Annotated in this window: 23 protein-coding genes and 1 pseudogene; 11 read left to right on the forward strand and 13 right to left on the reverse strand. The window is 73.6% G+C overall.

The features are described from left to right. Positions 1 to 340, reverse strand: a pseudogene (locus ACFW1I_RS20445) (hypothetical protein); the annotation flags it as partial. 79 nt (positions 341 to 419) lie between these two features. Further along, complete coding sequence (locus tag ACFW1I_RS20450; protein ID WP_384671809.1) at positions 420 to 2,066, reverse strand: protein kinase; 1,647 nt, start codon at positions 2,064 to 2,066, stop codon at positions 420 to 422. A 292-nt stretch (positions 2,067 to 2,358) separates the two neighbouring features. Between ACFW1I_RS20450 and ACFW1I_RS20455 the strand changes: the two genes are divergently transcribed. Beyond that, a complete protein-coding gene (locus ACFW1I_RS20455; protein WP_384671811.1) occupies positions 2,359 to 4,044 on the forward strand; it encodes a protein kinase in 1,686 nt (561 codons plus the stop codon). Between the two features lie 7 nt (positions 4,045 to 4,051). On the opposite strand, the gene ACFW1I_RS20460 is transcribed toward ACFW1I_RS20455, so the two are convergent. The 3 genes from ACFW1I_RS20460 to ACFW1I_RS20470 form a co-directional block, all read right to left on the reverse strand. Beyond that, positions 4,052 to 5,068 carry a phosphotransferase gene (locus ACFW1I_RS20460; RefSeq protein ID WP_384671814.1) on the reverse strand — a complete coding sequence of 339 codons (1,017 nt, stop codon included), beginning with the start codon at positions 5,066 to 5,068 and terminating at the stop codon, positions 4,052 to 4,054. Positions 5,069 to 5,083: 15 nt separating this feature from the next. After that, the gene (locus tag ACFW1I_RS20465; RefSeq protein ID WP_384671816.1) at positions 5,084 to 5,518 is read right to left on the reverse strand and encodes a pyridoxamine 5'-phosphate oxidase family protein; all 435 of its coding nucleotides are present in this window, start codon (positions 5,516 to 5,518) and stop codon (positions 5,084 to 5,086) included. A gap of 155 nt (positions 5,519 to 5,673) precedes the next feature. Next, positions 5,674 to 6,333, reverse strand: a complete 660-nt coding sequence (locus ACFW1I_RS20470; protein ID WP_319011473.1) for a response regulator transcription factor — start codon at positions 6,331 to 6,333, stop codon at positions 5,674 to 5,676. A 342-nt stretch (positions 6,334 to 6,675) separates the two neighbouring features. Here ACFW1I_RS20470 and pdhA point away from each other — a divergent pair, with 342 nt between their 5' ends. The 6 genes from pdhA to ACFW1I_RS20500 all read left to right on the forward strand — a co-directional run bounded on the left by pdhA (position 6,676) and on the right by ACFW1I_RS20500 (position 12,865). After that, positions 6,676 to 7,857: a pyruvate dehydrogenase (acetyl-transferring) E1 component subunit alpha gene (gene pdhA / locus ACFW1I_RS20475; RefSeq protein ID WP_384671819.1), complete on the forward strand. Its 1,182-nt coding sequence runs from the start codon at positions 6,676 to 6,678 to the stop codon at positions 7,855 to 7,857. Positions 7,858 to 7,859: 2 nt separating this feature from the next. After that, positions 7,860 to 8,840, forward strand: coding sequence for an alpha-ketoacid dehydrogenase subunit beta (locus ACFW1I_RS20480; RefSeq protein WP_384671822.1), 981 nt, complete (start codon positions 7,860 to 7,862; stop codon positions 8,838 to 8,840). A gap of 13 nt (positions 8,841 to 8,853) precedes the next feature. Further along, positions 8,854 to 10,257, forward strand: coding sequence for a dihydrolipoamide acetyltransferase family protein (locus ACFW1I_RS20485; protein WP_384671824.1), 1,404 nt, complete (start codon positions 8,854 to 8,856; stop codon positions 10,255 to 10,257). 75 nt (positions 10,258 to 10,332) lie between these two features. Continuing rightward, positions 10,333 to 10,818, forward strand: coding sequence for a hypothetical protein (locus tag ACFW1I_RS20490; RefSeq protein ID WP_384671827.1), 486 nt, complete (start codon positions 10,333 to 10,335; stop codon positions 10,816 to 10,818). Positions 10,819 to 10,877: 59 nt separating this feature from the next. Next, the gene (locus ACFW1I_RS20495) at positions 10,878 to 11,552 is read left to right on the forward strand and encodes a GntR family transcriptional regulator (protein WP_384671829.1); all 675 of its coding nucleotides are present in this window, start codon (positions 10,878 to 10,880) and stop codon (positions 11,550 to 11,552) included. Then, entirely contained in the window at positions 11,549 to 12,865 is a 1,317-nt protein-coding gene (locus ACFW1I_RS20500) for a nitrate/nitrite transporter (protein WP_384671831.1), read from the forward strand. The genes ACFW1I_RS20495 and ACFW1I_RS20500 overlap by 4 nt, the downstream gene beginning before the upstream one ends. 3 nt (positions 12,866 to 12,868) lie before the next feature. Here ACFW1I_RS20500 and ACFW1I_RS20505 read toward each other — a convergent pair whose 3' ends face one another. Continuing rightward, positions 12,869 to 13,696, reverse strand: coding sequence for a maleylpyruvate isomerase family mycothiol-dependent enzyme (locus ACFW1I_RS20505; RefSeq protein WP_384671834.1), 828 nt, complete (start codon positions 13,694 to 13,696; stop codon positions 12,869 to 12,871). A 163-nt stretch (positions 13,697 to 13,859) separates the two neighbouring features. On the opposite strand from ACFW1I_RS20505, the gene ACFW1I_RS20510 reads away from it, so the two are divergent. Both ACFW1I_RS20510 and ACFW1I_RS20515 read left to right on the forward strand, forming a co-directional pair. Then, positions 13,860 to 14,666, forward strand: a complete 807-nt coding sequence (locus ACFW1I_RS20510) for a carbon-nitrogen family hydrolase (RefSeq protein ID WP_384671836.1) — start codon at positions 13,860 to 13,862, stop codon at positions 14,664 to 14,666. After that, positions 14,663 to 15,781 carry an SMI1/KNR4 family protein gene (locus ACFW1I_RS20515; protein ID WP_384671837.1) on the forward strand — a complete coding sequence of 373 codons (1,119 nt, stop codon included), beginning with the start codon at positions 14,663 to 14,665 and terminating at the stop codon, positions 15,779 to 15,781. Before ACFW1I_RS20510 ends, ACFW1I_RS20515 begins: the two co-directional genes overlap by 4 nt. 1 nt (position 15,782) lies before the next feature. Here the strand turns inward: ACFW1I_RS20515 and ACFW1I_RS20520 are convergent, their stop codons facing one another. Genes ACFW1I_RS20520 through ACFW1I_RS20535 form a run of 4 tightly spaced genes read right to left on the reverse strand, consistent with a single transcriptional unit; the run spans position 15,783 to position 19,216 of the window. Continuing rightward, positions 15,783 to 16,595: a histidine kinase gene (locus ACFW1I_RS20520; protein WP_384671839.1), complete on the reverse strand. Its 813-nt coding sequence runs from the start codon at positions 16,593 to 16,595 to the stop codon at positions 15,783 to 15,785. 53 nt (positions 16,596 to 16,648) lie between these two features. Next, positions 16,649 to 17,260: a hypothetical protein gene (locus ACFW1I_RS20525; protein ID WP_384671841.1), complete on the reverse strand. Its 612-nt coding sequence runs from the start codon at positions 17,258 to 17,260 to the stop codon at positions 16,649 to 16,651. Between the two features lie 38 nt (positions 17,261 to 17,298). Continuing rightward, positions 17,299 to 18,756, reverse strand: coding sequence for a hypothetical protein (locus ACFW1I_RS20530; RefSeq protein WP_384671843.1), 1,458 nt, complete (start codon positions 18,754 to 18,756; stop codon positions 17,299 to 17,301). A gap of 13 nt (positions 18,757 to 18,769) precedes the next feature. Next, positions 18,770 to 19,216 carry a hypothetical protein gene (locus ACFW1I_RS20535; protein ID WP_384671845.1) on the reverse strand — a complete coding sequence of 149 codons (447 nt, stop codon included), beginning with the start codon at positions 19,214 to 19,216 and terminating at the stop codon, positions 18,770 to 18,772. Between the two features lie 197 nt (positions 19,217 to 19,413). On the opposite strand from ACFW1I_RS20535, the gene ACFW1I_RS20540 reads away from it, so the two are divergent. After that, a complete protein-coding gene (locus tag ACFW1I_RS20540; protein ID WP_384671847.1) occupies positions 19,414 to 20,622 on the forward strand; it encodes a trans-sulfuration enzyme family protein in 1,209 nt (402 codons plus the stop codon). On the opposite strand, the gene ACFW1I_RS20545 is transcribed toward ACFW1I_RS20540, so the two are convergent. From ACFW1I_RS20545 to ACFW1I_RS20555, 3 genes are read right to left on the reverse strand one after another with little or no spacing between them, the layout of a single operon-like run. Further along, positions 20,619 to 21,221 carry an LURP-one-related/scramblase family protein gene (locus tag ACFW1I_RS20545; protein WP_384671848.1) on the reverse strand — a complete coding sequence of 201 codons (603 nt, stop codon included), beginning with the start codon at positions 21,219 to 21,221 and terminating at the stop codon, positions 20,619 to 20,621. The genes ACFW1I_RS20540 and ACFW1I_RS20545 overlap by 4 nt on opposite strands. 45 nt (positions 21,222 to 21,266) lie before the next feature. Next, a complete protein-coding gene (locus ACFW1I_RS20550; RefSeq protein ID WP_384671851.1) occupies positions 21,267 to 22,016 on the reverse strand; it encodes a hypothetical protein in 750 nt (249 codons plus the stop codon). 3 nt (positions 22,017 to 22,019) lie between these two features. Next, positions 22,020 to 23,333 carry a hypothetical protein gene (locus tag ACFW1I_RS20555; RefSeq protein ID WP_384671854.1) on the reverse strand — a complete coding sequence of 438 codons (1,314 nt, stop codon included), beginning with the start codon at positions 23,331 to 23,333 and terminating at the stop codon, positions 22,020 to 22,022. A gap of 268 nt (positions 23,334 to 23,601) precedes the next feature. Here ACFW1I_RS20555 and ACFW1I_RS20560 point away from each other — a divergent pair, with 268 nt between their 5' ends. Beyond that, positions 23,602 to 25,413 carry an NHL domain-containing thioredoxin family protein gene (locus ACFW1I_RS20560; protein WP_384671856.1) on the forward strand — a complete coding sequence of 604 codons (1,812 nt, stop codon included), beginning with the start codon at positions 23,602 to 23,604 and terminating at the stop codon, positions 25,411 to 25,413.

The raw sequence follows: 25,413 nt of genomic DNA on the forward strand, positions 1-25,413 counted from the left end.
CGGTGGGGCCGTGCGCCGGGCCGGCGGTGGGGCCGTGCGCCGGGCCGGCGGTGGGGCCGTGCGCGGGGTCGGCGGCGCGCCCGGCGGGGGTTCCGGAGGCGCCGGCGGCGGGTCCCGAGGGGGGCTCGGCGGCTTCGGCGAGGGCCGCGCCGGAGATCCCGTACAGGGTGAAGGCGCAGGCCAGCGCGGGGGCGAGGGCGGTCCTCCGGATCCTCCGGAGTGCGGGGCCGGACCGGGCGGCCCGTGCCGCCCGCGTCCGCGCCCGTGCGCGGCGGTGTCCGCCACCGCCACCGCCGCTACCGCTGCCGCGCCTGCCGGTCCCGCCGCGTGTGGGAGTCACCGGGAATCCCTCCCCTGCCGTGCCGCCGAGGTGTCCGACTCAGCGTCACATAACGGGACAGGCCCGGCATCCGGGGCGGCTACTTCTGGGGGTCGCCGGTGGAGATCTCCAGGGTGAATTCGGCGTCGGCGTCGCTGATGTCCGTACCGGCCGGCGGGTACTGGGCCAGGATCGTGTCCTCGCCGTAGGTGTTCTCGTCCACCGGGGTCTGCTTCTTGATCTTCCACCCGGCGGCGTGCAGGCAGTCCTTCACCGAGGTGAGGTTCTTGTAGGTGAAGTCGGGCGCCTCGAACTTCTCGGGGTCGTCGCTCGACTCCCGCGGCTCGGTGCACTCCTTCGTGTCGATGGTCTTCGACAGGTCCGGGCCCTTGTGGCCGGGGCCGTCGGTCTCGGTCTGTCCCCCGCCCGTGGGGGCGCCGGTGGTGCCGGTGGTGCCGGTGGCGCCGGTGGTGCCGCCGGGCTCCTCCTTCATGTTGATGGCGGTGATCACGCCGCCGACCGCGATCAGGGCGACGAGGACCGCGCCGACGATCACCGGCATGTTCCGGCGCGGGGCGGCGGCCGGGGCCGGGGTGGGCGCGTAGGAGGCGGGCTGCGGGGTCGGGTAGCCGGGGGCGGGCGTGTGGGGCTGCTGCGGGTAGCCGTACGCGGGATTGGGCACCGGCGCGGGGGCCGGCGTCGGCGGCCCGTACGGGCCGGGCTGCGGGGTGTGCGCCGGGTACGGCTGCTGCACCTGCGAGGGGTGCGGCGGCGGGGTCTGGCCGACGGGCGGGAAGACGGCCGAGCCGACGCCCGCGCCGCTGCCGACCGGGGCGCCGGGGACGATCACCGGGGCCGCGGACTGGCCGGCCGCGAGCACCCGCAGGCACTCGTCGCGCATCGCGGCGGCGCTCGGGAAGCGCTCGTTCGGGTTCTTCCGCAGCGCGCGGGCGACCAGCGCGTCCATCGCGGGCGTCACCGACCGGTTCACGGAGGACGGGGCGACCGGCTCCTCCTGCACGTGCGCGTAGGCGATGGCGAGCGGCGAGTCCGCGTCGAAGGGCAGCCGGCCCGTCAGCAGCTGGAAGAGCATGATGCCGACCGAATAAAGGTCGGAGCGGGCGTCCACGGCCCGGCCCAGGGCCTGCTCGGGGGAGAGGTACTGCGGGGTGCCGACGACCATGCCGGTCTGGGTCATGGAGGTCACGCCGGACTGCATGGCGCGGGCGATGCCGAAGTCCATGACCTTCACGACGCCGCGCTTGGTCATCATCACGTTGCCGGGCTTGATGTCGCGGTGGACCAGCCCCATCTCGTGGCTGACCTCCAGGGCGGCGAGCACGTCCGCCGTCACCTTCAGCGCCTTGTCGGCGGGCATCGCCCCGTACTGGCGGACGTCGGAGGCGAGCACCGAGCCGAGCGGCTGCCCCTCCACGTACTCCATGACGATGTACGGCATGAGCCCGCCGTCGAGGGTGTCCTCGCCGGTGTCGAAGACCGAGACGATGTTGGTGTGCGAGAGCTTCGCCACGGCCTGCGCCTCGCGGCGGAACCGCTCGCGGAAGGACGCCTCGCGGCCCAGCTCGGTGTGCAGCGTCTTGATGGCGACCTGACGGTCCAGCGCGCTGTCGTACGCGAGGTAGACCGAGGCCATGCCGCCCTCGCCGAGGAGGTCGCGCAGCTGGTAGCGGCCGTTCGCGACCGAACCGCCCGCGTAGCGGCCGCCCTGAGCGCCGTCGTGGCTCATGTGTGCTGTCCCCCTGCGCCCCGCGGCGTCGGTCCGTCGTCTGCGGCCGGACCTCGAAATCCCGCCGATTTTCTGGGCCAAGTCTGCCCGAGGCCCCTGACACGTCAAGCCGGGTGCCCGTTCCGTGACCCTCCGTACCGGTGGAGCCGCGCGGGGGCGGGGCGAAACCCGAGGAATTTGCACAGGCGTACACGAGAAGGGTTGGATGGCCGGTCATCGCGAACCGTGATGTCGCACGAAGCCTGTAGCGTGACGACTGACCCACGGCACGGACAGACGACGGCGAGGACTCATGGAACCCGGATCCGACGCAGGTGGCGGTGTGCCCGGCGCTGCCGCGGAGTCATGGGGAGTCGGCCGCGTCGTCGGCGACGGCCGCTACCGTCTGACGCACCGTCTGGGCCGCGGCGGCATGGCCGAGGTCTTCGCGGCCGAGGACGTGCGGCTCGGCCGCACCGTCGCGGTGAAGCTGCTGCGCTCCGACCTCGCCGAGGACCCGGTCTCCAAGGCCCGGTTCACGCGTGAGGCGCAGTCGGTCGCCGGCCTCAACCACCACGCGATCGTGGCGGTGTACGACTCCGGCGAGGACATCGTCGACGGCCGCCCGGTGCCGTACATCGTGATGGAGCTCGTCGAGGGCCGCACCATCCGCGACCTGCTGGTCAGCGCGGAGGCCCCGGGGCCCGAGCAGGCACTGGTGATCGTCTCCGGCGTCCTGGAGGCGCTGGCCTACTCGCACCAGCACGGCATCGTGCACCGCGACATCAAGCCGGCCAACGTGATCATCACGAACACCGGCGCCGTGAAGGTCATGGACTTCGGCATCGCCCGCGCGCTGCACGGGGCGCAGGCGACGATGACGCAGACCGGCATGGTCATGGGCACGCCCCAGTACCTCTCCCCGGAGCAGGCGCTCGGCAAGGCCGTCGACCACCGCTCCGACCTGTACGCGACGGGCTGCCTGCTCTACGAACTCCTCGCGCTGCGGCCCCCCTTCACCGGCGAGACGCCGCTGTCGGTGGTCTACCAGCACGTGCAGGACATCCCGGTCCCGCCGTCCGAGGTCCGCGGCTCGACGCCGCCCGAGCTGGACGGCCTGGTGATGCGCTCGCTCGCGAAGGAGCCGGACGACCGCTTCCAGAGCGCCGAGGAGATGCGCGGGCTGATCCAGTACAGCCTGGAGATGCTCGGCCAGCAGGGCGGTCACACCGGCACCTGGAACACCGGCCCGGTGACCGTCCACGACGGCGGGCACACGCCCGTGAACGGCATGGCCGCGACGACGGCCATGGGCCACCCGCCGCTCGGCGAGACCGCGCAGGGCCGGATCGTCCCGCTGCCCAACCCCGACGACGGCGGTTACGGCGGCTACAACGGCTACGACGACGGCACGGGCGGCACCGGCGGCTACGGCCAGAACGGCGGCTACGGTGGCCACGACGACGGCCGGGGCCGGCGGACCAGGATGGTGCTGTTCGCGGCGCTCGCGCTGGTCGCGATCGTCGCCGGCGTGGTCTTCGCGGTGAAGATGGCGGGCGACGGCGAGAAGGAGAAGGACCCGATCACGACGCCGACCACGGTGTCGCAGTCGCCGTCCACGGCCTCCGAGGAGCCCACCCCGTCCGAGGAGCCGTCCGAGGACCCGCACACCGAGCAGCCGAGCGACTCCAACGGCGGCGGCAACGGCGGCACCACGCAGCAGCCGTGGAACCCGGACCCGACGACGGCCCCGACGACGGCTCCGACGACGACGCCGCCGACCACCGAGCCGACGCCCACCGAGGAGCCGACGACGGCCCCGACGGAGACCGGCGAGCCGACCACCGAGCCGACGGCCACCGAGGAGCCGACGGACCAGCCCACGGACGGCGGCGACGCCGGCGGCCAGACCGACCCGACCGGCGGCGGCAACGGCGACCCGAACACGCCGCCCACCGACGACTCGGGCGGCGGCGACACCGGCGCCACGACCCCGTAAGCCGGGCTCACGCGGAGAAGGCGTCGCGGACGGCGTCGTACTCCCGGGTCCACCACACGGCCAGGGCCGACACCGCGGGAAACTGCGGGTCGGCCCTGCGGTCGTTCAGCTGGTAGCGCCAGCGCAGCGTCCAGAAGTCGTTCAGCCGCTCCCACCACACCCGGTGCACCGCCGCCGCCAGCTCCGTGCCGTCCGCGCCGGTGGCCCGCCGGTACGCGCGCGCGTAGGCCCGCACCTTCTCCAGGTCCAGCTCGCCCCCCGGCCGTACGAAGAAGATCGCGGCGGCCCGGACGGCCTCCTCGGCCCGGGGGCGGACGCCGAGGCGGTCCCAGTCGACGATCGCGGCCGGTTCGGCGCCCCGGTAGAGCAGGTTCAGCGGGTGGAAGTCGCCGTGCACCCAGCCGGCCGTGGCGGGCGCCGGAGGGCGCCGGTGGGCGTGCTGGGCGATCAGCCGGCGGCGCTCCCGCAGCCGGTGCTCGGCGAGCGCGTCGAAGCCGCCGTACGGGCGGTGGGCGCGGGCCAGCCGGATCAGCTCGGCGATGTCGCGGAAGGTGTCCTCGGGGCGGGCGCTGTCGTGCCGGTCGCCGGCCGGCGGGGGCTCCATGACCCGGTCCAGGGTGGTGTGGACGCGGCCGAGGAGGGCGCCGAGGCGGCGGGAGCCTCCCGTGGTGAGCTGGGCGCCGTCGCGGTGCCGGCCCTCGACCCAGGGGTGCAGGGCGTAGCAGCGGCCGTCGATGACGGCGACCGTGCGGCCGCGGCTGTCGGGCAGCGGCGGGGCCACCGGCAGGCCCAGCGCGTGCAGCCGCTGGGTGGCGCGGTGCTGGCGGGCGATGGTGGCCCGGTCGGCGGTGGGGGCGTCCAGGTGCTGCTTGAGGAAGTAGCGGCCGCGGGTGGTGGAGAGGCGGTAGCCGCGGTTGAGCAGGCCCTCGGTGACGGGGACGCAGGACAGCGGCTCGCCGGCGTGCGGATGGCGGCGCAGCAGGGCGCCGACCGGAGGTGCGGGGTGTTCAGATGAGCGCGGCACTCCGCAGATGTTAGATCACGCTGCGTGGTGAAGTCGGCGCGGTGCGGAACCGGCCGCGGAGCCGTAGTCGATGCTGTGCACCGTGACGAACTGGGGTTCGATCCGCAGGTAGACGGGGGCGAACGGCTCGCCGTCCACGCTCAGCGGTTCCGGGCCGAAGGCGGCCAGCTCCGCCGGGGTCGGCTCGACGATCTCGGCGGTGCCGGTGAACTGCACCGACCACAGCACGCCGGAGACCGGATCGAGGTCGTCCGCCCCGTAGGCGACGACGCTGCCGCTGCACGCCTGGTGGTAGCCGAGGCCCTCGTGCATCCGGATCACGACGGCGCCGCCGTCGGAGACGATGTGCCGGGCGGGCGCGACGAAGGGCATCGCCCGCATGCTCGTGGCGACCCGGCCGTACGACGCGCGGCCGAGCAGTTCGATGGCGCGGATCTCCTCGGTGGACATGGTTCCACTCTCCGCCACCGGCACCCCGTCGGGAAAGGGGCGCCGGCCCCGTGTCCCCGGGGACGTAGGTCCCGAGAACCGGCGACGGGCCCGCGCTGCTCCCTCCGGGTGAGACCGGCGGAGGGGACGGCACGGGCCCGGCGGGGACCGGCGGCTCAGTGACGCTCGGCCTGCATCCGCGCGACGTACGCGGCGGCCTGCGAACGGCGCTCCATGCCCAGCTTCGACAGCAGGCTGGACACATAGTTCTTGATGGTCTTCTCCGCGAGGTGGAGGCGCTCGCCGATGGCCCGGTTGGTCAGGCCCTCGCCGATCAGATCGAGGATCCTGCGCTCCTGCTCGGTGAGGTTGGCGAGCTTGTCGTCACCCTTCGGATTGTTTCCGTCCCGCAGCCGCTCCAGGACCCGCGCCGTCGCCACCGGATCGAGCAGCGACTTGCCGGCCGCCACGTCCCGGACCGCGTTCAGCAGTTCGTTTCCCCGAATGGCCTTGAGGACGTATCCCGAGGCCCCGGCCATGATCGCGTCGAAAAGCGCTTCGTCGTCCGCGTACGAGGTGAGCATCAGGCACTTGATCGACTCGTCCTGGGAGCGGACCTCGCGGCAGACCTCCACCCCGCTGCCGTCGGGCAGCCGGACGTCGAGCACCGCCACGTCGGGGCGGGTCGCCGGAATTCTGACCAGGGCGTCGGCCGCGGTTCCGGCCTCGCCGACCACCTCGATGTCGTCCTCCACGGAAAGCAACTCGTGGACGCCGCGCCGGACGACTTCATGGTCATCCAGCAGAAATACCCGGATTTTTCCTTCTTCGCGCACGCAGCCAGTCTCACATATTGGCTCTTCCGGTGCCCGGGGTGTGCGGGTTACGGTGCCGGATGTTCCGACGACGGCGTCGGGCCGCTGCTCAGCGCGCTGACCTGGGTGAGCTCCCGCTTTTCTCGATTTACTTGGAAATCCAAGCAAAATCGCAGGTCAAGTGGGGTTTCGCAGGAATGCCGCGCTATGGGTAACGTGCCTTACGACGGCGCTCGCCGGGACACCTGTCACGCCGACCCCGGCCGCGTCGCACCCACCCCGTGCGCAGGGTACGGATAAGGCGGAGAGCCGCACTGGCCTTACCGGCGAACCCGGGGGCCGGACCGACGGAGGAGCACGCACGTGACCGTGGAGAGCACTGCCGCGCGCAAGACGACGCGACGCAGCAGCGGCGCCAAGCGCACCACCGGCGCCAGCGCCGGAGCCAAGAAGGCCGACCAGGCCCCGGCCGGGGAGCCCGAGCTCGTTCAGCTGCTGACGCCCGAGGGCGAGCGCGTCCAGCACCCCGACTACGACATCGACCTGAGCGCCGAGGAGCTGCGCGGTCTCTACCGCGACATGGTCCTCACCCGCCGCTTCGACGCCGAGGCGACCGCCCTGCAGCGCCAGGGCGAGCTGGGCCTGTGGGCCTCGCTGCTCGGCCAGGAGGCCGCCCAGATCGGTTCCGGCCGGGCGCTGCGCGACGACGACTACGTCTTCCCGACGTACCGGGAGCACGGCGTGGCCTGGTGCCGCGGCGTCGACCCCACCAACCTGCTGGGCATGTTCCGCGGCGTGAACAACGGCGGCTGGGACCCCAACAGCAACAACTTCCACCTGTACACGATCGTCCTCGGCTCGCAGACCCTGCACGCCACCGGCTACGCCATGGGCATCGCCAAGGACGGCGCGGACTCCGCGGTGCTCGCCTACTTCGGCGACGGCGCCTCCAGCCAGGGCGACGTCAACGAGTCGTTCGTCTTCTCCGCGGTCTACAACGCCCCGGTCGTCTTCTTCTGCCAGAACAACCAGTGGGCGATCTCGGAGCCCATCGAGAAGCAGACCCGCGTCCCGCTCTACCAGCGCGCCCGCGGCTTCGGCTTCCCCGGCGTCCGCGTCGACGGCAACGACGTCCTCGCGTGCCTGGCCGTCACCCGGTCGGCCCTGGAGCGCGCCCGCCGCGGCGAGGGCCCGACCCTGATCGAGGCGTTCACCTACCGGATGGCCGCCCACACCACCTCCGACGACCCGACCCGCTACCGCCGCGACGCGGAGCGCGAGGCGTGGGAGGCGAAGGACCCGATCCTGCGCCTGCGCGCGTACCTGGAGAACGAGGGCCACGCCGACGCGGCCTTCTTCGAGGAGCTGGAGGCCGAGAGCGAGGCCCTCGGCAAGCAGGTGCGCGAGGTCGTCCGCGCCATGCCCGTCCCGGACCACATGGCGATGTTCGACCACACGTACGCGGACGGGCACGCGCTCGTCGACGAGGAGCGCGCGCAGTTCGCCGCCTACCAGGCGTCCTTCGCGGACGGAGAGGCCGAGTAATCATGGCTGTTCAGAAGCTTCCCCTCGCGAAGGCGCTCAACGAGTCGCTGCGCAAGGCCCTGGAGACCGACCCCAAGGTCGTCGTCATGGGCCTGGACGTCGGCAAGCTCGGCGGCGTCTTCCGGATCACCGACGGCCTGCAGAAGGACTTCGGCGAGGACCGGGTCATCGACACCCCGCTCGCCGAGTCCGGCATCGTCGGCACCGCGATCGGCCTCGCCCTGCGCGGCTACCGCCCCGTCGTGGAGATCCAGTTCGACGGCTTCGTCTTCCCGGCGTACGACCAGATCGTCACCCAGCTGGCGAAGATGCGGGCCCGCTCGCTCGGCACCGTGAAGATGCCGGTCGTCATCCGCATCCCGTACGGCGGCGGCATCGGCGCCGTCGAGCACCACTCCGAGTCCCCCGAGTCGCTCTTCGCGCACGTCGCGGGCCTCAAGGTCGTCACCCCGGCGAACTCCTCCGACGCCTACTGGATGCTCCAGCAGGCGATCCAGAGCGACGACCCGGTCATCTTCTTCGAGCCCAAGCGCCGCTACTGGGACAAGGGCGAGCTCGACACCGAGGCCATCCCCGGCGAGCTCCACAAGGCCCGGGTCGCCCGCGAGGGCACCGACCTCACGCTGGTCGCCTACGGCCCCATGGTGAAGACCTGTCTGGAGGCGGCCGCGGCCGCCGCCGAGGAGGGCCGCTCGGTCGAGGTCGTCGACCTGCGCTCGATCTCCCCGCTGGACTTCGACACCATCCAGGCGTCGGTCGAGAAGACCGGCCGGCTGGTCGTCGTCCACGAGGCCCCGGTGTTCTTCGGCTCCGGCGCGGAGATCGCCGCCCGGATCACCGAGCGCTGCTTCTACCACCTGGAGGCCCCCGTCCTGCGGGTCGGCGGCTACCACGCGCCGTACCCGCCGGCGCGCCTGGAGGAGGAGTACCTGCCGGGCCTGGACCGCGTGCTCGACGCCGTCGACCGCTCGCTGGCGTACTGAGGAGAGCACGACCATGACGATCCGCGAATTCAAGATGCCCGACGTGGGCGAGGGCCTCACCGAGGCCGAGATCCTCAAGTGGTACGTCCAGCCCGGTGACACCGTCACCGACGGGCAGGTCGTCTGCGAGGTCGAGACGGCCAAGGCCGCCGTCGAGCTGCCGATCCCCTTCGACGGCACCGTCCACGAGCTGGTCTTCCCCGAGGGCACCACGGTCGACGTCGGCCAGGTCATCATCTCGGTGAACGTCGGCGGCGGCGCCCCCGCCGAGGCCCCGGCCCCGGCCGCGCCGGCCCCCGCCGAGGCCCCGGCCCCCGCGCCCGCGGCCGAGGAGCCGCAGGGCCGCCAGCCGGTCCTCGTCGGCTACGGCGTGGCCGCGAGCTCCACCAAGCGCCGCGCCCGCAAGACCGCGCCCGCCGCGCCCGCCGCGCCCGTCGCGGTGGTCCCCGAGCAGCTGAACGGGCACGGCACCGTGACCGCCGCGCCCAAGCCGCTGGCCAAGCCGCCGGTGCGCAAGCTCGCCAAGGACCTCGGCGTGGACCTCGCGGCGGTCGTCGCGACCGGCCCGGACGGGATCATCACCCGCGAGGACGTGCACCGCGCCGCCGCCCCGGCCGCCCCCGCGGCCCCGGTGCAGGCGCCGGCGGCCCCGCAGGCCCCGGCTCCGGCCCCCGCCGCCCCGGTCCAGGCGCCCGTCGCCGTCGCCGCGGGCGACGCGCGGGAGACCCGGGTCCCGATCAAGGGCGTCCGCAAGGCCACGGCGGCGGCGATGGTCGGCTCGGCGTTCACCGCCCCGCACGTCACCGAGTTCGTGACCTTCGACATCACGCGCACGATGAAGCTGGTCGAGGAGCTCAAGTCCGACAAGGACATGGCGGGCCTGCGGGTCAACCCGCTCCTCCTCATCGCCAAGGCCGTCCTGGTCGCCGTCAAGCGCAACCCGGAGATCAACGCGGCCTGGGACGAGGCGGCACAGGAGATCGTCCTCAAGCACTACGTGAACCTGGGCATCGCCGCGGCCACCCCGCGCGGTCTGATCGTGCCGAACATCAAGGACGCGCACGCCCAGACCCTGCCCCAGCTCTCGCAGTCCCTGAGCGAGCTGGTCGCCACCGCCCGCGAGGGGAAGACGACCCCGGCGGCGATGCAGGGCGGCACCTTCACCATCACCAACGTCGGCGTCTTCGGCGTCGACACCGGTACGCCGATCCTCAACCCCGGCGAGTCCGCGATCCTCGCGGTCGGCGCGATCAAGCTCCAGCCGTGGGTCCACAAGGGCAAGGTGAAGCCGCGTCAGGTCACGACGCTGGCGCTCTCCTTCGACCACCGCCTGGTCGACGGCGAGCTCGGCTCCAAGTTCCTGGCCGACGTGGCCGCGATCCTGGAGCAGCCGAAGCGGCTCATCACCTGGGCGTAGTCGTCCGGTTGGCGCGTTTCACGTGAAACATCCGGTGGTGGCGTCCGTCCACCACCGGATGTTCTGCTTTCCGTCATGGAACACACGCCGCTGGATCTGCACCTCGAACCGCCGCACGGCGCCGGGCCCGTGAGGCTCGGCATGACCTTCGACGAGGCCGTGGCCGCCGTCGCGCCGTGGGGCGAGCCCCGGACCCGGGTCCGGCCGGGCCCGCGCCCGGACACCGTCTCCGCGTCCTGCGCCGGCATCGGCGTCGAGGTGCTGCTGGAGGAGGACGACCGGGTCACCGCCGTCGAGTTCTGGCGGCCGGGCGAGGGGCGGAGCAGTGCCGCCCGCGTCCTGCTCGGTGGGCGGGACGTCTTCACCACCCCGGCCGACGAGCTGCTCGCCGCTCTGGCGGGGGTGCGGGACGGGGACACGGAGGACCCGTTCGTCCCGGGGCTCTCGCTCGGGTTCACGCGGCGGACCTCGCAGGAGGTGCCGCGACGGGCCGACGGGCTGCCCGTCCACTTCACCTCGGTCCTCGTCGGCGGGGCGGAGTACTACGACTTCCGGTTGTAAGGAGTCCAGGATGCGGACGGGGCTGTCAGACGGATACCTGATGTATCTATGCTGTGCGCATGCCATCAGCGCCAGCCGGTCCCGCCCCCCTGCCCACGAAGCAGCCGCCCGCCGCCGAACGGGTCTACAGCCACGTCAAGAAGGCCGTCCTCGACCGCCGTTACGAAGGCGGCACCCTCCTCACCGAGGGGGAGCTGGCCCAGGCCGTCGGGGTGTCCCGCACCCCCGTCCGCGAGGCGCTGCTCAAGCTGGAGATGGAAGGGCTGCTGAAGCTCTACCCGAAGAAGGGCGCCCTCGTCCTCGCCGTCTCCGCCCAGGAGATCGCCGACGTCGTCGAGACCCGGCTCCTCGTCGAGGAGTTCGCCGTCCGCAAGGCCGTCCCCGCGCCGCCCGCGCTCCTCGGCCGCCTCGAAGAACTCCTGGAGGAGCAGCAGCGGCAGGCCGGCGCCGGAGACCTCGCCGACGTCGCCGTCACCGACCGCTGCTTCCACGCCGAGATCGTCCGGCACGCCGGCAACCAGATCCTGGCCCGCCTCTACGACCAGCTCCGCGACCGTCAGCTCCGCATGGGCGTCGCCGTCATGCAGGCCCACCCCGACCGGGTCGCCCAGAACATCACCGAGCACGCCGAGATCCTCGACCACCTGCGCGCCGGGGACGCGGAGGGCGCCGCCGCCGCCGTCCGCCGCCACCTCGGCCGCGTCGGCAGCCTGGTCCGGGGTGAGGGCCGGTGAGCGGCCGCAACGGCTACGGCTCCGCCGTCACCCTCCCCGGCGACCCGCCCGGCGGCCGCCGCGCCGCCCTCGTCTGGGGCGTCGGCGTCGGCGTCTACTTCGTCGCCGTCATCTTCCGCACCTCGCTCGGCGTCGCCGGCCTCGACGCCGCCGACCGCTTCCACGTGGGCGCCTCCGCGCTCTCCACCTTCTCCATACTCCAGCTGCTGGTCTACGCCGGCATGCAGATACCCGTCGGCCTGATGGTCGACCGGCTCGGCACCAAGAAGGTCCTCGCCCTCGGCGTCGTCCTCTTCACCCTGGGCCAGCTGGGCTTCGCGCTCTCCCCCACCTACCCCATGGCGCTGGCCTCCCGCGCCCTCCTCGGCTGCGGTGACGCCATGACGTTCATCAGCGTCCTGCGGCTCGGCGGCCGCTGGTTCCCGGCCCGCCGCGGCCCCCTCATCGCCCAGCTCGCCGGCCTCATCGGCATGGCCGGCAACCTGATCTCGACGGTCGTCCTCTCCCGCGCCCTGCACGGCCTCGGCTGGACCACCACCTTCGTCGGCAGCTCCCTCGCCGGCGTCCTCGTCCTGGTCCTGCTGCTGCTCTTCCTCAAGGACCACCCGGAGGGCCACGAGCCCGCCCCCGTCCGCCACGCCGGCGCCGCCTACGTCCGCCGGCAGATCGCCGAGTCCTGGCGCGAGCCCGGCACCCGGCTCGGCCTCTGGGTGCACTTCACCACCCAGTTCCCCGCCATGGTGTTCCTGCTGCTGTGGGGGCTGCCGTTCCTCGTCGAGGCGCAGGGCCTGTCCCGCGGCACCGCCGGCGAGCTGCTGACCCTCGTCGTGCTCTCCAACATGGCCGTCGGCCTCGCGTACGGGCAGATCATCGCCCGCCACGGCGGCGCCCGCGCCCCGCTCGCCCTCGGCACGGTCGCCGCCACCGCCCTGCTGTGGGCGGCCACGATCGCGTACCCCGGCGACCACGCCCCGATGTGGCTGCTCGTCACCCTCTGCGTGGTCCTCGGGGCCTGCGGACCGGCCTCCATGATCGGCTTCGACTTCGCCCGCCCGGCCAACCCGCCGGAGCGTCAGGGCACCGCCTCCGGCATCGTCAACATGGGTGGTTTCGTCGCCTCGATGACGACGCTGCTCGCCGTCGGCGTGCTGCTCGACGCCACCGGCGACGACTACCGGATCGCCTTCTCCTCGGTCTTCGTCCTCGAAGCCCTCGGCGTCGTCCAGATCCTCCGCCTCAAGTCCCGCACCCACCGGCGCGAGCGCGAGCGGCTCGTCGCCAGCCGCGTGGAGGCCGTCCACGTGCCCGTGTAGGGCTCAGTTCGGCGTCACCGCGAAGTGGTCGAGGATCGCGGCCGCCAGGTCCGGGTCGCCCTCGGTCTTGATCCGGTCGGCCACCTCGGCCGGCCGGACCCGGCCGCAGGCCAGCCGCACGTACGTCTCCCAGTCCGTCGTCAGCGTCACCGCCGGGCCCAGCGACGGCGCCCCGTCGATCGAACCCCGCCCCTCCGCGTCCACCCGCACCGTCCGCAGGAACTCCACCGGCCCCGTCACGTCCACCACGACCGCCGAACCCGCCGGCGCGCCCGCGTCCTTCGCGACCACCTTCGGCAGCGCCTCCAGGAGCAGGTCCCGCACCACGGTCGCGCCCGGCGAGTCCAGGTTCCCCGGCACCCCGAGCGCGACCCGCAGGTCCTGCTCGTGCACCCACGTGTCGAACGCCCGCAGCCGGTAGCCCTGCTCCAGGGTCTGCTCCGCGCCCAGCGGCGCCCGGATGACGTGCTCGGGCGAGCGGTTCTCGTTGCGGAGCTGCCGCGCCCGGCGGATCAGGATGTACTCCAGCTCCGAGGTCATCTCCGGCGCCGTGTGGTGCCGCCGGACGTCGACCTGCACCTCCATGTAGCGGGCGAAGTCACTGCGCACGTGGTACAGGTCGCGGGGGAGCGAGTGGATCGGCCGCGGGTCGCCGAGCATCTCCGTCTCCATGCCGATCACATGGGACACGATGTCGCGCACCGACCAGCCGGGGCACGGGGTCGCCCGGTTCCACTCGCCCTCCACGAGCGGCTGCACCAGCTCGGCTATCGCTTCGATGGAATGGGTCCAGGCGTCGGCGTAGTTCTGCAGGCTGGGATGGACGGTCACGGGACCCCTCGACGTTCTTCGGTACGGGCTGAAAACACGACTGGGCGACAGTGGAATGGGAGGCTCGGACGCTAAGTTACGCTCCCCGGGAGCACCCCGGCAGTGCTTTCGTGTGACGATCGTAGGCCGGTGTTGACGGCTTCAACGCCAGGACGGTGGTAGTGTGCGCGCCTCGCTGATCCAGATCGCGGTAGACCCGGACGAACCGGTCGCCGACCGGCGGGCCCGCGCGGCCCGCCTCGTACGGGAGGAGCGCGGGGCCGCGGACCTCGTCGTCCTCCCCGAACTGTGGCCCGTGGGCGCCTTCGCCGCCGACCTCTTCCAGCCCGAGTCCGAGCCCCTCCACGGCCCCACCTACCGGGCGATGGCCGCCGCCGCGAAGGACGCCGAGGTCTGGCTGCACGCCGGCTCCTTCGTCGAGGCCGCCGGCGGCGCCCTCTACAACACCTCGCTCGTCTTCTCCCCCGACGGCGAACTCGCCGCCTCCTACCGCAAGATCCACCGCTTCGGCTTCGACAAGGGCGAGGCCGTCCTCATGGCCGCCGGCGAGGACCTGGTCACCTTCGACCTGCCGCACCTCACCGTCGGCGTCGGCACCTGCTACGACCTCCGCTTCCCGGAGCTCTTCCGCGGTCTCGTCGACGCCGGCGCCGAGGCGTTCGTCGTCCCCGCCGGCTGGCCCGCCCGCCGCCGTGCCCACTGGCGGCTCCTCGCCCGGGCCCGGGCCGTCGAGAACCAGGCGTACGTCCTCGCCTGCGGCACCGCCGGCACCCACGCGGGCGTCGAGCAGGCCGGGCACTCGCTGGTCGTCGACCCCTGGGGCGAGATCCTCGCGGAGGCCGGACCCGGCGAGGAGGTCCTGCGGGCCGTCCTCGACCCGGCGAAGCCCGCCGCGATCCGCGAGGAGTTCCCGGCGCTCAAGGACCGGGTCCTCGGCGTCGCCGCGCCGCGCCGGGCCCGGGTCCGATGAGCGGCACCGCCCCGGACGGCGCCGTCGCCGCCTTCGCCGGGCTCTTCGGGCCGCCGCCCGAGGGGCCCGCGATCCCCGTCGACTGGGCGGCCGTCGAGGAGTGGCTCGGCCTGCCGCTGCCGGCCGACTACAAGGCGATCGCCGACGTCTACGGCCCCCTCGACCTCGGCGAACGGCTCTGGATCCAGACGCCCTTCGCCGGCGAGTACCTCGACTACGGCACGTTCGTCGAGGAGTCCCGCCGGATGGCCCCCGGCGTCCTCCCCTTCGGCGCCACCCGCACCTCCGGCACCCTCTTCTGGGACACCGCCGCCGGCGACGACCCCGATGCCTGGACCGTCCTCCTCCACGACCCGCACGCCGAGCGCGCCGGCGGCGACCCCTGGCGCCGCCTCGGCGTCACCCTGCTGCCCGCCCTCGCCCTGCTCGTGGACGAGGGCCTGACCCGGTCCCTCGCCCGCAGCGGCCTCGCCGGCGACACCGCCGGCCCCTGGACCCCGCCGCCCCGCCGCCCGGCGCCCACCCCCGCGCAGCGCGCCGCGTTCACCGGCGGCGGCACCGGCCTCGACACCCTCACCGCCCTCGTCCCGCCGCCCCCGGAGCCGTACCTCGGGGAACGTGACTGGGCCTGGACGCACGAACGCCTCGGCACCCGCCTGCCCACGGAGTACGTCCGGTTCACGGAGACGTACGGCGGCGGCACCTGGCGCGACTGGCTGCGCGTCAAGCTGCCGCTGGGCACCGGGGAGTACGACCTCGTGGCCTGGGCCCACTGGTGCACCGACAACTACCGCGACCTGCGCGCGAGCTTCCCCGACCGGCACCCGCTGGCCGCCTGGCCCGAGCCCGGCGGCCTGCTGCCCTTCGCGAGCTCCATCGACGGCGACCAGCTGTGCTGGCTCACCGAGGGCGACGACCCCGACGCCTGGCCCCTGATCGTCTTCCCCCGCCACGACCGCCAGGGCCCGCCGCTCACCGGCACCCTCACCGAGGTCCTGCTCGCCTGGCTGCGCGGCGAACTCGCCGTCGAGGGCCTGCCCCGCCTCACGTACCCGCACGAGGACCCGCTCGACCGGATCACGTACGAGCCCCGGACGGACCCCCGCACCCGATGACTCAGGCCGACAGCTCGGCCGCGTCCGGAAGGAGGTCCGTCAGGGACTGCCACAGCCGCTTCGGTGCGACCCGGCGCAGCCGGAACGCGCTCTCCGGCGTGACACCGCCCTCGGCCACCGGCTCCGCCGGCAGCTCCCGCAGCCAGTAGCCCAGCGGCCCGCAGTCCCAGGCCGCCACGGCCCGCGCCACCACACCCGGCTGCCCGCCCCGGCTCCCCTGCCAGGCGGCGGTGGCACGCCACTGCGAGCGCAGCTCGACGATCAGGTCCGCGAGCGGTCCGGCGGGGCCGCCCGCCGCCTCCAGCGCCGCCGCCACCAGCGCCCGCTCGTCCGCGCCCGGCGTCGACGCCGCCTTCTCCAGCGCGGCCAGGCCCGCCTCCAGGGCGCCGACCGTCGTCTCCACGACCGCCTCGTCCCCCGGCACGTCACCGGACTGGCGGAGCGCGACGAGGTCCGCCAGCGTCCACACCACCGTGCGCGGCTCGACGAGCCGGTAGACGGCCTCGGCCTCGCCCGGCCAGCTCTCGTGGCAGACGACGCTCTCCTCGCCGATCAGGAGACCGTGGAACAGGGTGCCCTGCCGGCCGCCGGCCTCCAGGGAGACGATCACGGTCGGCTGGACGACGGTCCGCATCACCGGCAGCAGCAGGGCCGACAGCTCCCCGGCACCGTTGATCAGCCCGGCCTCCCGCAGCTCCGCCCGCGCGCCCGCCAGGGACTCCGGCACCGGCTGCCCGGTCGCCATCTGGGCCAGGACGAAGACGTGGTCGTCGGCGAGACGGAAACGGGACCGGGTCACATCGAAGGAAGGCATCTTGTCGCTCATTCGCTTGAAAGAAGAGAAAAGGTCAGGGTCGGCGGGGGCGGTCAGTACTGGGACTCGGCGAACAGGTGCGTCACCCGTGACACCCCCGCCTTCACGGCGCCCAGCCGCGTCAGCGCCGACCGGTCCACCCCCGCGAAGATCAGCGCCAGGGACAGGTCGCCGCCCTCCGCCCGGCCGGCCACCCGCACCGTGAGGCGGTGTTTCTTCCCGCGGCCGGTCTCCCGCACGGTGACGGTGACGCCCGGGTCCTCGTCGTCCGGCAGCCGGCTGAGGACGTAGCCGGTCTTGTCGAGGGCGGAGAGCCGGTAGTCGTCGCCCGCGAACCGCAGGTGCAGGGCGCGCTGGTCCAGGGTGAAGCCCGCGCGGTTGCGCGACATGGGGACGACCCGGTCGCCGACGCGGAGGGTCGACCGGTTGAGAGTGGGCAGCTTCACGACGTCGGTGTGGATCCCCCGCGCCTCGAACGAGGCCGTCGGGAGCAGGCCGCCGCGCAGCTCGGAGACGACGGCCGCCTCCTGGTTGCTCCGCGGCAGCGGCGCGGTGAGGACGATCTCGCCGAACTCCGGCGAGACCCCCCTGAAGCCGGCCCGGTGGTCGTACCGGCCGCCCTCCTTCCAGCGGTGCAGCTCGAAGGGGGTGACGTCGGTGTGCATGATCCCTGTTTCCCTCTCGGTCGAATCCCGGCCGCGGCTCAGTCGAACGGGTTCAGCGCGCTGCCCAGCTTCTTCGCGCCGTCCTTGATCCCGTCGCCGATGTCGGACGCCTTGTCGCCGACCCAGTCGCCGGCCTGCTCCAGGCCCTTGCCGATGGCCTCGTGGTTGTCCCAGATGAGGGCGGCGCCGTACGCCACGCCCGTACCGACGGCCAGGCCGAGGGTGACCGGGTTCGGGGCGACGGTCAGCGCCGTCATCGACGCGCTGAAGGCCGTGCCGGTCAGGTCCGTGGCGAACTTCGCCGGATCCGCCTTGATCATGGCGGTGTCGTACGTGGCCAGGTTGGCCACCCCGTACGCGGTGGACGCGACACCGCCGACGACACCCGCGCCGCGCAGCCAGCCGGCCGCCTTCGCCGCGTTGGCGAGACCCCCGTTCTGGGCGACCTTGACCAGGTTGGCCTCGGCGGCGGTCGGCATGAAGAAGGCGCCGTTCCGCATGAACCCGCCCCACATGGCGGCCTCGTCGGAGCCGGTGAGCGCGGTCGCCAGACCCGGCGGCACCTTGCTGAGCAGACTGCCCGGCGCGGCGCCCGCCAGCCGCATGTTGAAGTGCTTGGAGAGGAAGGTGCCGGGCGCGGTCGGGTGCACGAACGGCGGCCGCAGCGCCTTGGACAGCTTGTACGAGTACATGCCGGCCGCCGTCAGCGCACCGGCGAACGCGCCCGCCGTGATCGTGCCGTTGGTGAACTTGGTGACCAGCTCGGCCAGCTGCGGATTGCCCGTCAGCCTGGTGAGGCCGTCGCGCTGGAGACGCTTGATGTAGTCGTCCAGCGTCTCGTTGTCCTTCATCTCCAGCCAGGCCAGGTCCATCCGCTGGTCCTTGGCCTTGTCGTCGGCCGCCGCGACCTTGTCCGCGCCGCCGTTGAAGCCGGTGCCGCGCGTCTCGTCGTTCTTGTCGCCGCCGCCGTCCTTCACCACGGCCTCCAGGTCCTTCTTCAGGTCCTGGTCGGCGAGGTCGAACGCCTTCACGCAGTCGTCGAGCTGCTGGGCCCAGGAGGTCTCCGCCTCCCGGATGCTCCTGGCGTAGTCCGGGTCGTGCCTGACGGCCTGCTGCTCGCCGGGGGTGAGCCGCCCGTAGTCGTAGGCGACCCTGCCCTCCTCGGAGACCTTCATGCCGGCCTTCACGGCATCGGCGCGGGCCGACTCCAGCTGCCTCTTCAGCTCCACGAACTGCTGGTGCCCGTTGCGCAGCAGCGTCGCCGTGGCCTTCGCCTGGGTCTGCGCCGCCTGGTACTCGTACCGGGTCGCGGCGAAGTTGGTCCGCGCGGCGTTGGCACTCAGGCCGATCCAGGCCGGCGAGTCGGGCAGCGTCTGCACACTGTCGCGGTAGCGGCCCTCGACCCGGTGCAGCTCCTTCGCCATCTCGTCCCACTTGTCGGCGGCGGCGGAGAGCTTGCCCAGGTCGGTGGTCATGATCTCGGAGTAGGTGAGCATGCCGGCACCCTCTTCAGTAACCGGAGATCGAGGAGACCGGCGCCTGCACGCCCTTGATCTGCGTGCGGACGCCCACGTCCGTCCCCGAGAGGGTGACGATCGTGCCACGCAGCGCGCCCTTCTCGTGCGCGAGCCGCGCCATCAACGCCTTGACCTGGTTGTTCCACGTGGAGTCGACCGTCTTCAGACCGGCGGCGACGGCCCAGCCGCCGAACGCGGACACGGCGCTCGTGGTGGCCTCGTCCGCCCACGCCGCGGCCTTGGCGGTACTGGGCTCCAGCTCGGTCTCGATGGTGTTCGCCGCCGCCCTCTTCTTCTCCGGCGAGGCATTCAGGTCCGGAGCGCCCCCGACGCCGCCGCGGCCGCCCGTGCCGTCGTCCAGCTGGTTCAGCCGCATGGCCGCCGGCTCCTGCGCCGGTGCGGTGGACCGCAGACCGGCCCCCTCCTCGTCAAAACCCATCTCGCGAAGCCCCCATGGCAGTACGACGACGAACAACAGTTTGCAAGTGCACCGTATGGTTCCCTGTCACGGGCCCGGACACAAGGCGGGTCGGCCGGACCTCACACGACCCTCACCCGCCCCAGGGCCGCGCCCGGAGCGCCAATTCCCCGGGATTGGACCTGGGAACGCCCCCCGCCGGTTCCCACACTGGGGCCATGATCACCGAGAGCCCCGCCACCACGGACCACGGTGTCCGCCCCGAGACCCTCGCCGTCCACCCGCCCCGGGTCGAGATCACCGGCAGCGTGCCGCTCGGCGTCCCCCTCCACCAGGGCCACGTCTTCGCCTTCGAATCCGCCGACGCCCTCGCCGACTCCATGCACTCCGGCGACTCCTTCCTCTACAGCCGCATGGGCAACCCCACCGTCCGCACCCTGGAGGACGCCGTCGCCCGCCTGGAGGGCGCGGCAGGCGCGCTCTCCTTCGCCTCCGGCATGGGCGCCATCAACACCGTCCTCCTCGGGCTGCTCTCCGGCGGCGGCCACGTCATCGCCCAGCGCTGCCTGTACGGCGGCACGTACGCGATGCTCACCGACCTCGCCGCCCGCTGGGGCGTCGAGATCAGCTACGTCTCCGGCACGGACCCGGCGGAGGTCGCCGCCGCGCTCCGGCCCACCACCCGCCTCCTCTACCTGGAGACCATCGCCAACCCCACCACCCGCGTCTCCGACATCCCGGCCCTCGCCGCCGTCGCCCGCGAGGCCGGCGTCCCCGTCGCCGTCGACAACACCTTCGCCTCCCCCCTGCTCTGCCGCCCGCTCGCCCTCGGCGCCGACCTCGCGATCCACTCGGCCACCAAGTACCTCGCCGGCCACGCCGACGTCCTCGGCGGCGTCGTCGCCGTCGGCGACCCCGAGCTCCTCGCCCGGCTGCGCCACTTCGCCGTCGAACTGGGCGCCACCACCGACCCGTTCGCCGCCTGGCTGACCCTGCGCGGCATGCAGACCCTGCCGCTGCGGATGGAACGCCACTGCGCCTCCGCCGCCGACCTCGCCGCCCGGCTCGCGCGGCACCCGGCCGTCTCCGCCGTCCGCTACCCCGGCCTGGACGGCCACCCCGACCGGGAGATCGCCGAGCGGCTGCTCCCGGACGGCGCGGGCGGGGTGATCTCGCTGGACCTCGCGGGCGGCCGGGACGCCGGCCGGGCCTTCGTCGAGGCGGTCCGGCTGGCCTCCCTCTCGGTCTCCCTCGGCGACGTGAAGACCCTGGTCATGCACCCGGCCTCCACCTCGCACCGGCAGCTCGACGCCGCCGCCCTGGAGGCGGCCGGCATCGGCCCCGGCACGGTCCGCCTCGCGGTCGGCATCGAGCACGTCGAGGACCTGTGGACGGACCTGGAACAGGCCCTGGCGAAGGCGCTCTAGTCCCCCCGCTCGGCCATCCGGATCACGCACACCGCCACCGCGATCAGCAGCGCCGCGTCGGCGTCCTCGCGGACCACGTCCACGGCGTACGTGTCGCGGACGCGCAGCCACCGGCGGGAGACGTGGGCGAGGGGGTGGGGGGGGGGGCAGCGCGCGGGCGAGCGAGCCCCCCCACCCCCCCCGCGCGGCGCGCGGGGGGGCGGGGCGCGGGGGGGCCCGCCCCCCCCCGGGGGGTTCGGGGGGGCGCGGTGTCCGCGTCCTAACCCGCGGCGCAACTCCCGGTCCAGGATCCGCCCGCTGACGTCCAGTTCGGTCCCGTCGACGAGCGTCACCCGGTAGTGGTTGCGCAGCAGCGAGAGCCGCTTGCGGCGCACGGTCGCGAGGGGCCGCCCGTCCCGCTCCACCGTCATCGCGTCCCGCAGCGCGAAGAACTTCTCCCGCAGGGTGACGAGCACCCGCCCGTCGGGGTCCTTCAGCTCCAGCGTGTCCCGCAGCCGCAGCGCCTTGCCGTCGACGAGGAAGGCGTGCCGGCCGTCCTCGTCCTCGATCCAGTAGTCGTCGCCGATCGCGAAGATCTTGTCCCGTACGAGGTATTTCATGACGACATGTCTCCCGCCCGCTGTTTCACGTGAAACAACGGGCCGTCACTCGAAGTAGCGCGTGAACGCCTCCGGGCCCGTCCCCAGCGTCGCGCCGAAGGGCTCGTCGAGCTGATGGACCAGCAGCGCGGTGAAGGCGATGAAGCCGGCCAGGCCCATCACCATCACCACATGGGTGCGGGTGTGGTGGATCCCGAAGATGAACATGAAGGCCAGGGTGAGGAAGCCGCCGATGACCAGCCCGGCCCACAGCACCGGCGACAACCGCTCCTCCGCCGCCGCCTCCCGGCTGCGCCGCGCGTCGTCCACGTACCCGAGCTGGGCGAGCACCTCCTGCGCGGCGATCTGCTGCGAGACGGTGGCGGTGTCGCCGACCTCGCCGGCCCGCCGGAGCTGTTCGAGCAGCCGCCAGCCCTCGGGGGCGAGCGGCTGCCGGGCGGCCATCAACGGCCACTCCACGTCCACGACATGGTCGGCGTACGTCCGGGCCGCCGCCCGCAGCGGCTCGCGCCGCTCCTCGGGGAGGGCGTCCGCGAGCAGATACGTCTGGTGCAGGGCGCTCGCCTCGGCCTGGGCGTGGTCGGAGGCGGCGGACCGGGTGTCCCAGACGGAGACCAGGCAGAGGCCGAGGACGATCGCGTAGAGGACCGACACCATCATGGCGATGTACTCGGCCACGTCCTCGCGCGGCTCCTCGCTCTCGGGGATCGGGAAGAGCCGTGTCTTGACGACGACGGCGAGCGCGCCGAGCAGGGCGACCCCGAAGACGACGACGAGCGTTTCGATCAGGGCCACGGGTCAGGACCTCCGGTTGCCGAAGAGCGCGGCGGCGAGGGCCGCCGGCACGAGGAGGAGCAGCAGCATCACGACGACCCCCATCTCGTCCGCCTCCCGCCCGCGCCGCCGCAGCCGCCCGAGGAACCCCTCGTCGTCGAGCCCGGCGGCCCGCGGCGCGGTGTCCACGGGCGGCGCGTCGGGGCGTGGCACGTCGGGTCGCGGTGAGTCCGGGCGCGGCGCGTCGGGACGCGGCGCGGCGGGCACCGCACCCCCTTCCCGTACGCCCTCCGGCCCGGCGGGAGCCGCCCCGACCAGCCCCTCACCCCCGACGCCTCCATCAGCCCCGGGCACGGGTCCCGCGACCGCACCCCCACCCACAACCGCCCCCGCCTCCGCGCCCTCGGCCCCGGCCGCCGGCGGCGCGTCCGGCGCGGGGGGCCCGACGGGCATCGCGCCCGAGGGCGGAGGCACGGCCGCGGCAGCACGTCCGGGAGCCCCGCCCGCACCCGGCACGGCCCCGGCCCGCCCCGGCCCACCGGGCGCCCCGACACCCACCGAAGTCTCTTCCTCCCCCTTCTCCTCCGCCACGGTGAAGGAGGCCCCGGCGCGCGCCGTGAGCAGCGGCGCCGGGACCACGCGCCCTGCGCCGTCGTAGGTCCTGACCCGGTCGGTCGCGGTGGCGACACCGGTGCTGCGGTGCGTGCCGGCCGGCCGCCGGACGGTCGCGGTGCAGCGCGCGGAGGCGCCGGGCGCGAGCACGGGGACGAGGCCGGGCCGCCCGCCGCAGTCCAGCCCCGCGGCGGAGAGCCGGAGCGCGGGATCGGCGAGGCGCACGTCGTACAGCGCCCGGTTGCCCCGGTTGGCGACGGTGTACGTGACGGCGGCCTCGCCCGCCGCGCCCGCCACGCGCACCCGCTCGCCGAGGACGAGGGACCCGAGGACACCGGTGTACCCGGCGCGGGCGGTCGCGCGGGCGGTCAGCCCGAGGGAGGGGACGCGCCCCTCGGCACGGACGGTGGCGGTACGGGCCCCGGGCACGGCTCGGAAGCGGGCGACGCACTCCATGGAGGTGAGCCCCACGAGCACCCGGCGCGGACAGCGCACGACGACCCCCGGAGGGTTCCCGGAATCCCGCACCCGCACCCCGTACAGATCGGCCCCGCCCCGGTTCACCAGCCGGTACCGCTTCACCACCTGGCCCCCGGCCCGCACCGCGACCGGCCGCTCCCCGCCGGACGCCCGGTCGTTGACCGTGACACCCAGCCGCAGCGCCCGGTCCCCGGCCCCACCGGCCCGCGCCGCCCCCGACCCGGCGAGCACGAGACAGGGCAGCACGAGCACCCCGGTGAGAAGCCAGGCCCCGACCCGAACAACCGGACGCCCCCGGAAGCGGGAATAGTCCGATGATCTGCCCGCACACGTCATACGCCCACCCCACCGTCCCCCCGCCCCACCCCCCACCCAGGGACACGCCCACACCCCCCACCCGGCCCCACCGATCCACCCGTACGCACCGCCCGTACGCATCCCGTCCGCACCGCGCCCCGCACCGCGGTGACAGGCCCGTCACCGCCCCTTCACGGACGGATGGCAAGCTTGAAGAATGAACGATGCCGCTCCGGCGCCCACCCCCGCGCCCGCCCCCCGTTCCCGCGCCCGTGTCCGTGCCCCCGAGCTGATCGGCAAGGGCGGCTGGCTGAACACCGGCGGCGACGACCTCACCCTCGCCGACCTGCGAGGAAAGGTCGTTCTGCTCGATTTTTGGACGTTCTGCTGCATCAACTGCCTCCATGTCCTCGACGAGCTTCGGGAGCTGGAGGAGAAGCACCGGGACACGCTCGTCATCGTCGGGGTGCACTCGCCGAAGTTCGTGCACGAGGCCGAGCACCAGGCCGTCGTGGACGCCGTGGAGCGGTACGAGGTGCACCACCCGGTGCTCGACGACCCGGAGCTGGCGACCTGGAAGCAGTACGCCGTGCGGGCCTGGCCGACGCTCGTCGTGATCGACCCGGAGGGGTACGTCGTCGCGCAGCACGCGGGCGAGGGGCATGCCAACGCGATCCGGACGCTCGTCGAGGAGCTGGAGGCGGAGCACGAGGCGAAGGGGACGCTGCGGCGCGGGGACGGGCCGTACGTGCCGCCGGAGCCCGTCGCCACCGATCTGCGCTTCCCGGGGAAGGCGGTCGTCCTGGCGGACGGGAACTTCCTCGTCTCGGACACCACCCGGCACCAGCTGGTCGAGCTGGCGGCCGACGGGGAGACCGTGGTGCGCCGGATCGGCGGCGAGGGCGTGTTCCGCGAGCCGCAGGGTCTCGCGCTGCTGCCGGACGGGAGCGTCGTCGTCGCGGACACCGTGCACCACGCGCTCCAGCGGTTCGACCCGGCGACGGGCGCGGTGGAGCGGATCGCGGGCACCGGCCGCCAGTGGTGGCAGGGCTCGCCGACCTCCGGGCCGGCGCTCGACGTGGACCTGTCCTCGCCGTGGGACGTCGCCTGGTGGCGGGGCAAGGTGTGGATCGCCATGGCCGGCGTGCACCAGATCTGGACGTACGACCCCGAGTCCGGGACCGTCGAGGTCGCGGCCGGCACGACGAACGAGGGGCTCGTCGACGGGCCCGGCGCCGAGGCGTGGTTCGCCCAGCCGTCCGGGCTCGCCGCCACCGAGGACCGGCTGTGGATCGCCGACTCGGAGACCAGCGCCCTGCGGTACGTCGACACCGACGGCACCGTCCACACCGCCGTCGGCACCGGCCTCTTCGACTTCGGGCACCGGGACGGCGCCGCCGAGCAGGCCCTCCTGCAGCACCCGCTCGGCGTGACGGCCCTGCCCGACGGCTCGGTCGCGGTCTCCGACACGTACAACCACGCCCTGCGCCGCTACGACCCGGCCACCGGCGAGGTCACCACCCTCGCCACGGATCTGCGCGAGCCCAGCGACGCGGTCCTGGTCGGCGAGGACATCGTCGTCGTCGAGTCGGCGCGCCACCGCCTCACCCGGCTGCGGCTCCCCGAGGAGGCCGTGAAGGTGGAGGCGGTCGCGCACCGCACCCGGCGCGAGGCCACCGAGGTCGCGCCCGGCGCCTTCCGCCTGGACGTCGTCTTCACGGCCCCGACGGGCCAGAAGCTGGACGAGCGGTACGGCCCCTCGACCCGCCTCCTGGTCTCCTCCACCCCGCCGGAGCTGCTGCTCTCCGGCGAGGGCACCGGCACGGACCTCTTCCGCGACCTGGAGCTGAACCCGGCCCTGACCGAGGGCGTCCTGCACGTCTCCGCGATGGCCGCGTCCTGCGACGACGACCCGGCCAACGAGTACCCGGCCTGCCACGTCCACCAGCAGGACTGGGGCGTCCCGGTGAAGCTCACGGAAGGCGGCGCGAGCCGCCTCCCGCTGATCCTCGCCGGCCTGGACGCCTAG

Source organism: Streptomyces sp. NPDC058955 (genome assembly GCF_042741435.1).
In the GTDB taxonomy this organism is placed as follows: domain Bacteria; phylum Actinomycetota; class Actinomycetes; order Streptomycetales; family Streptomycetaceae; genus Streptomyces.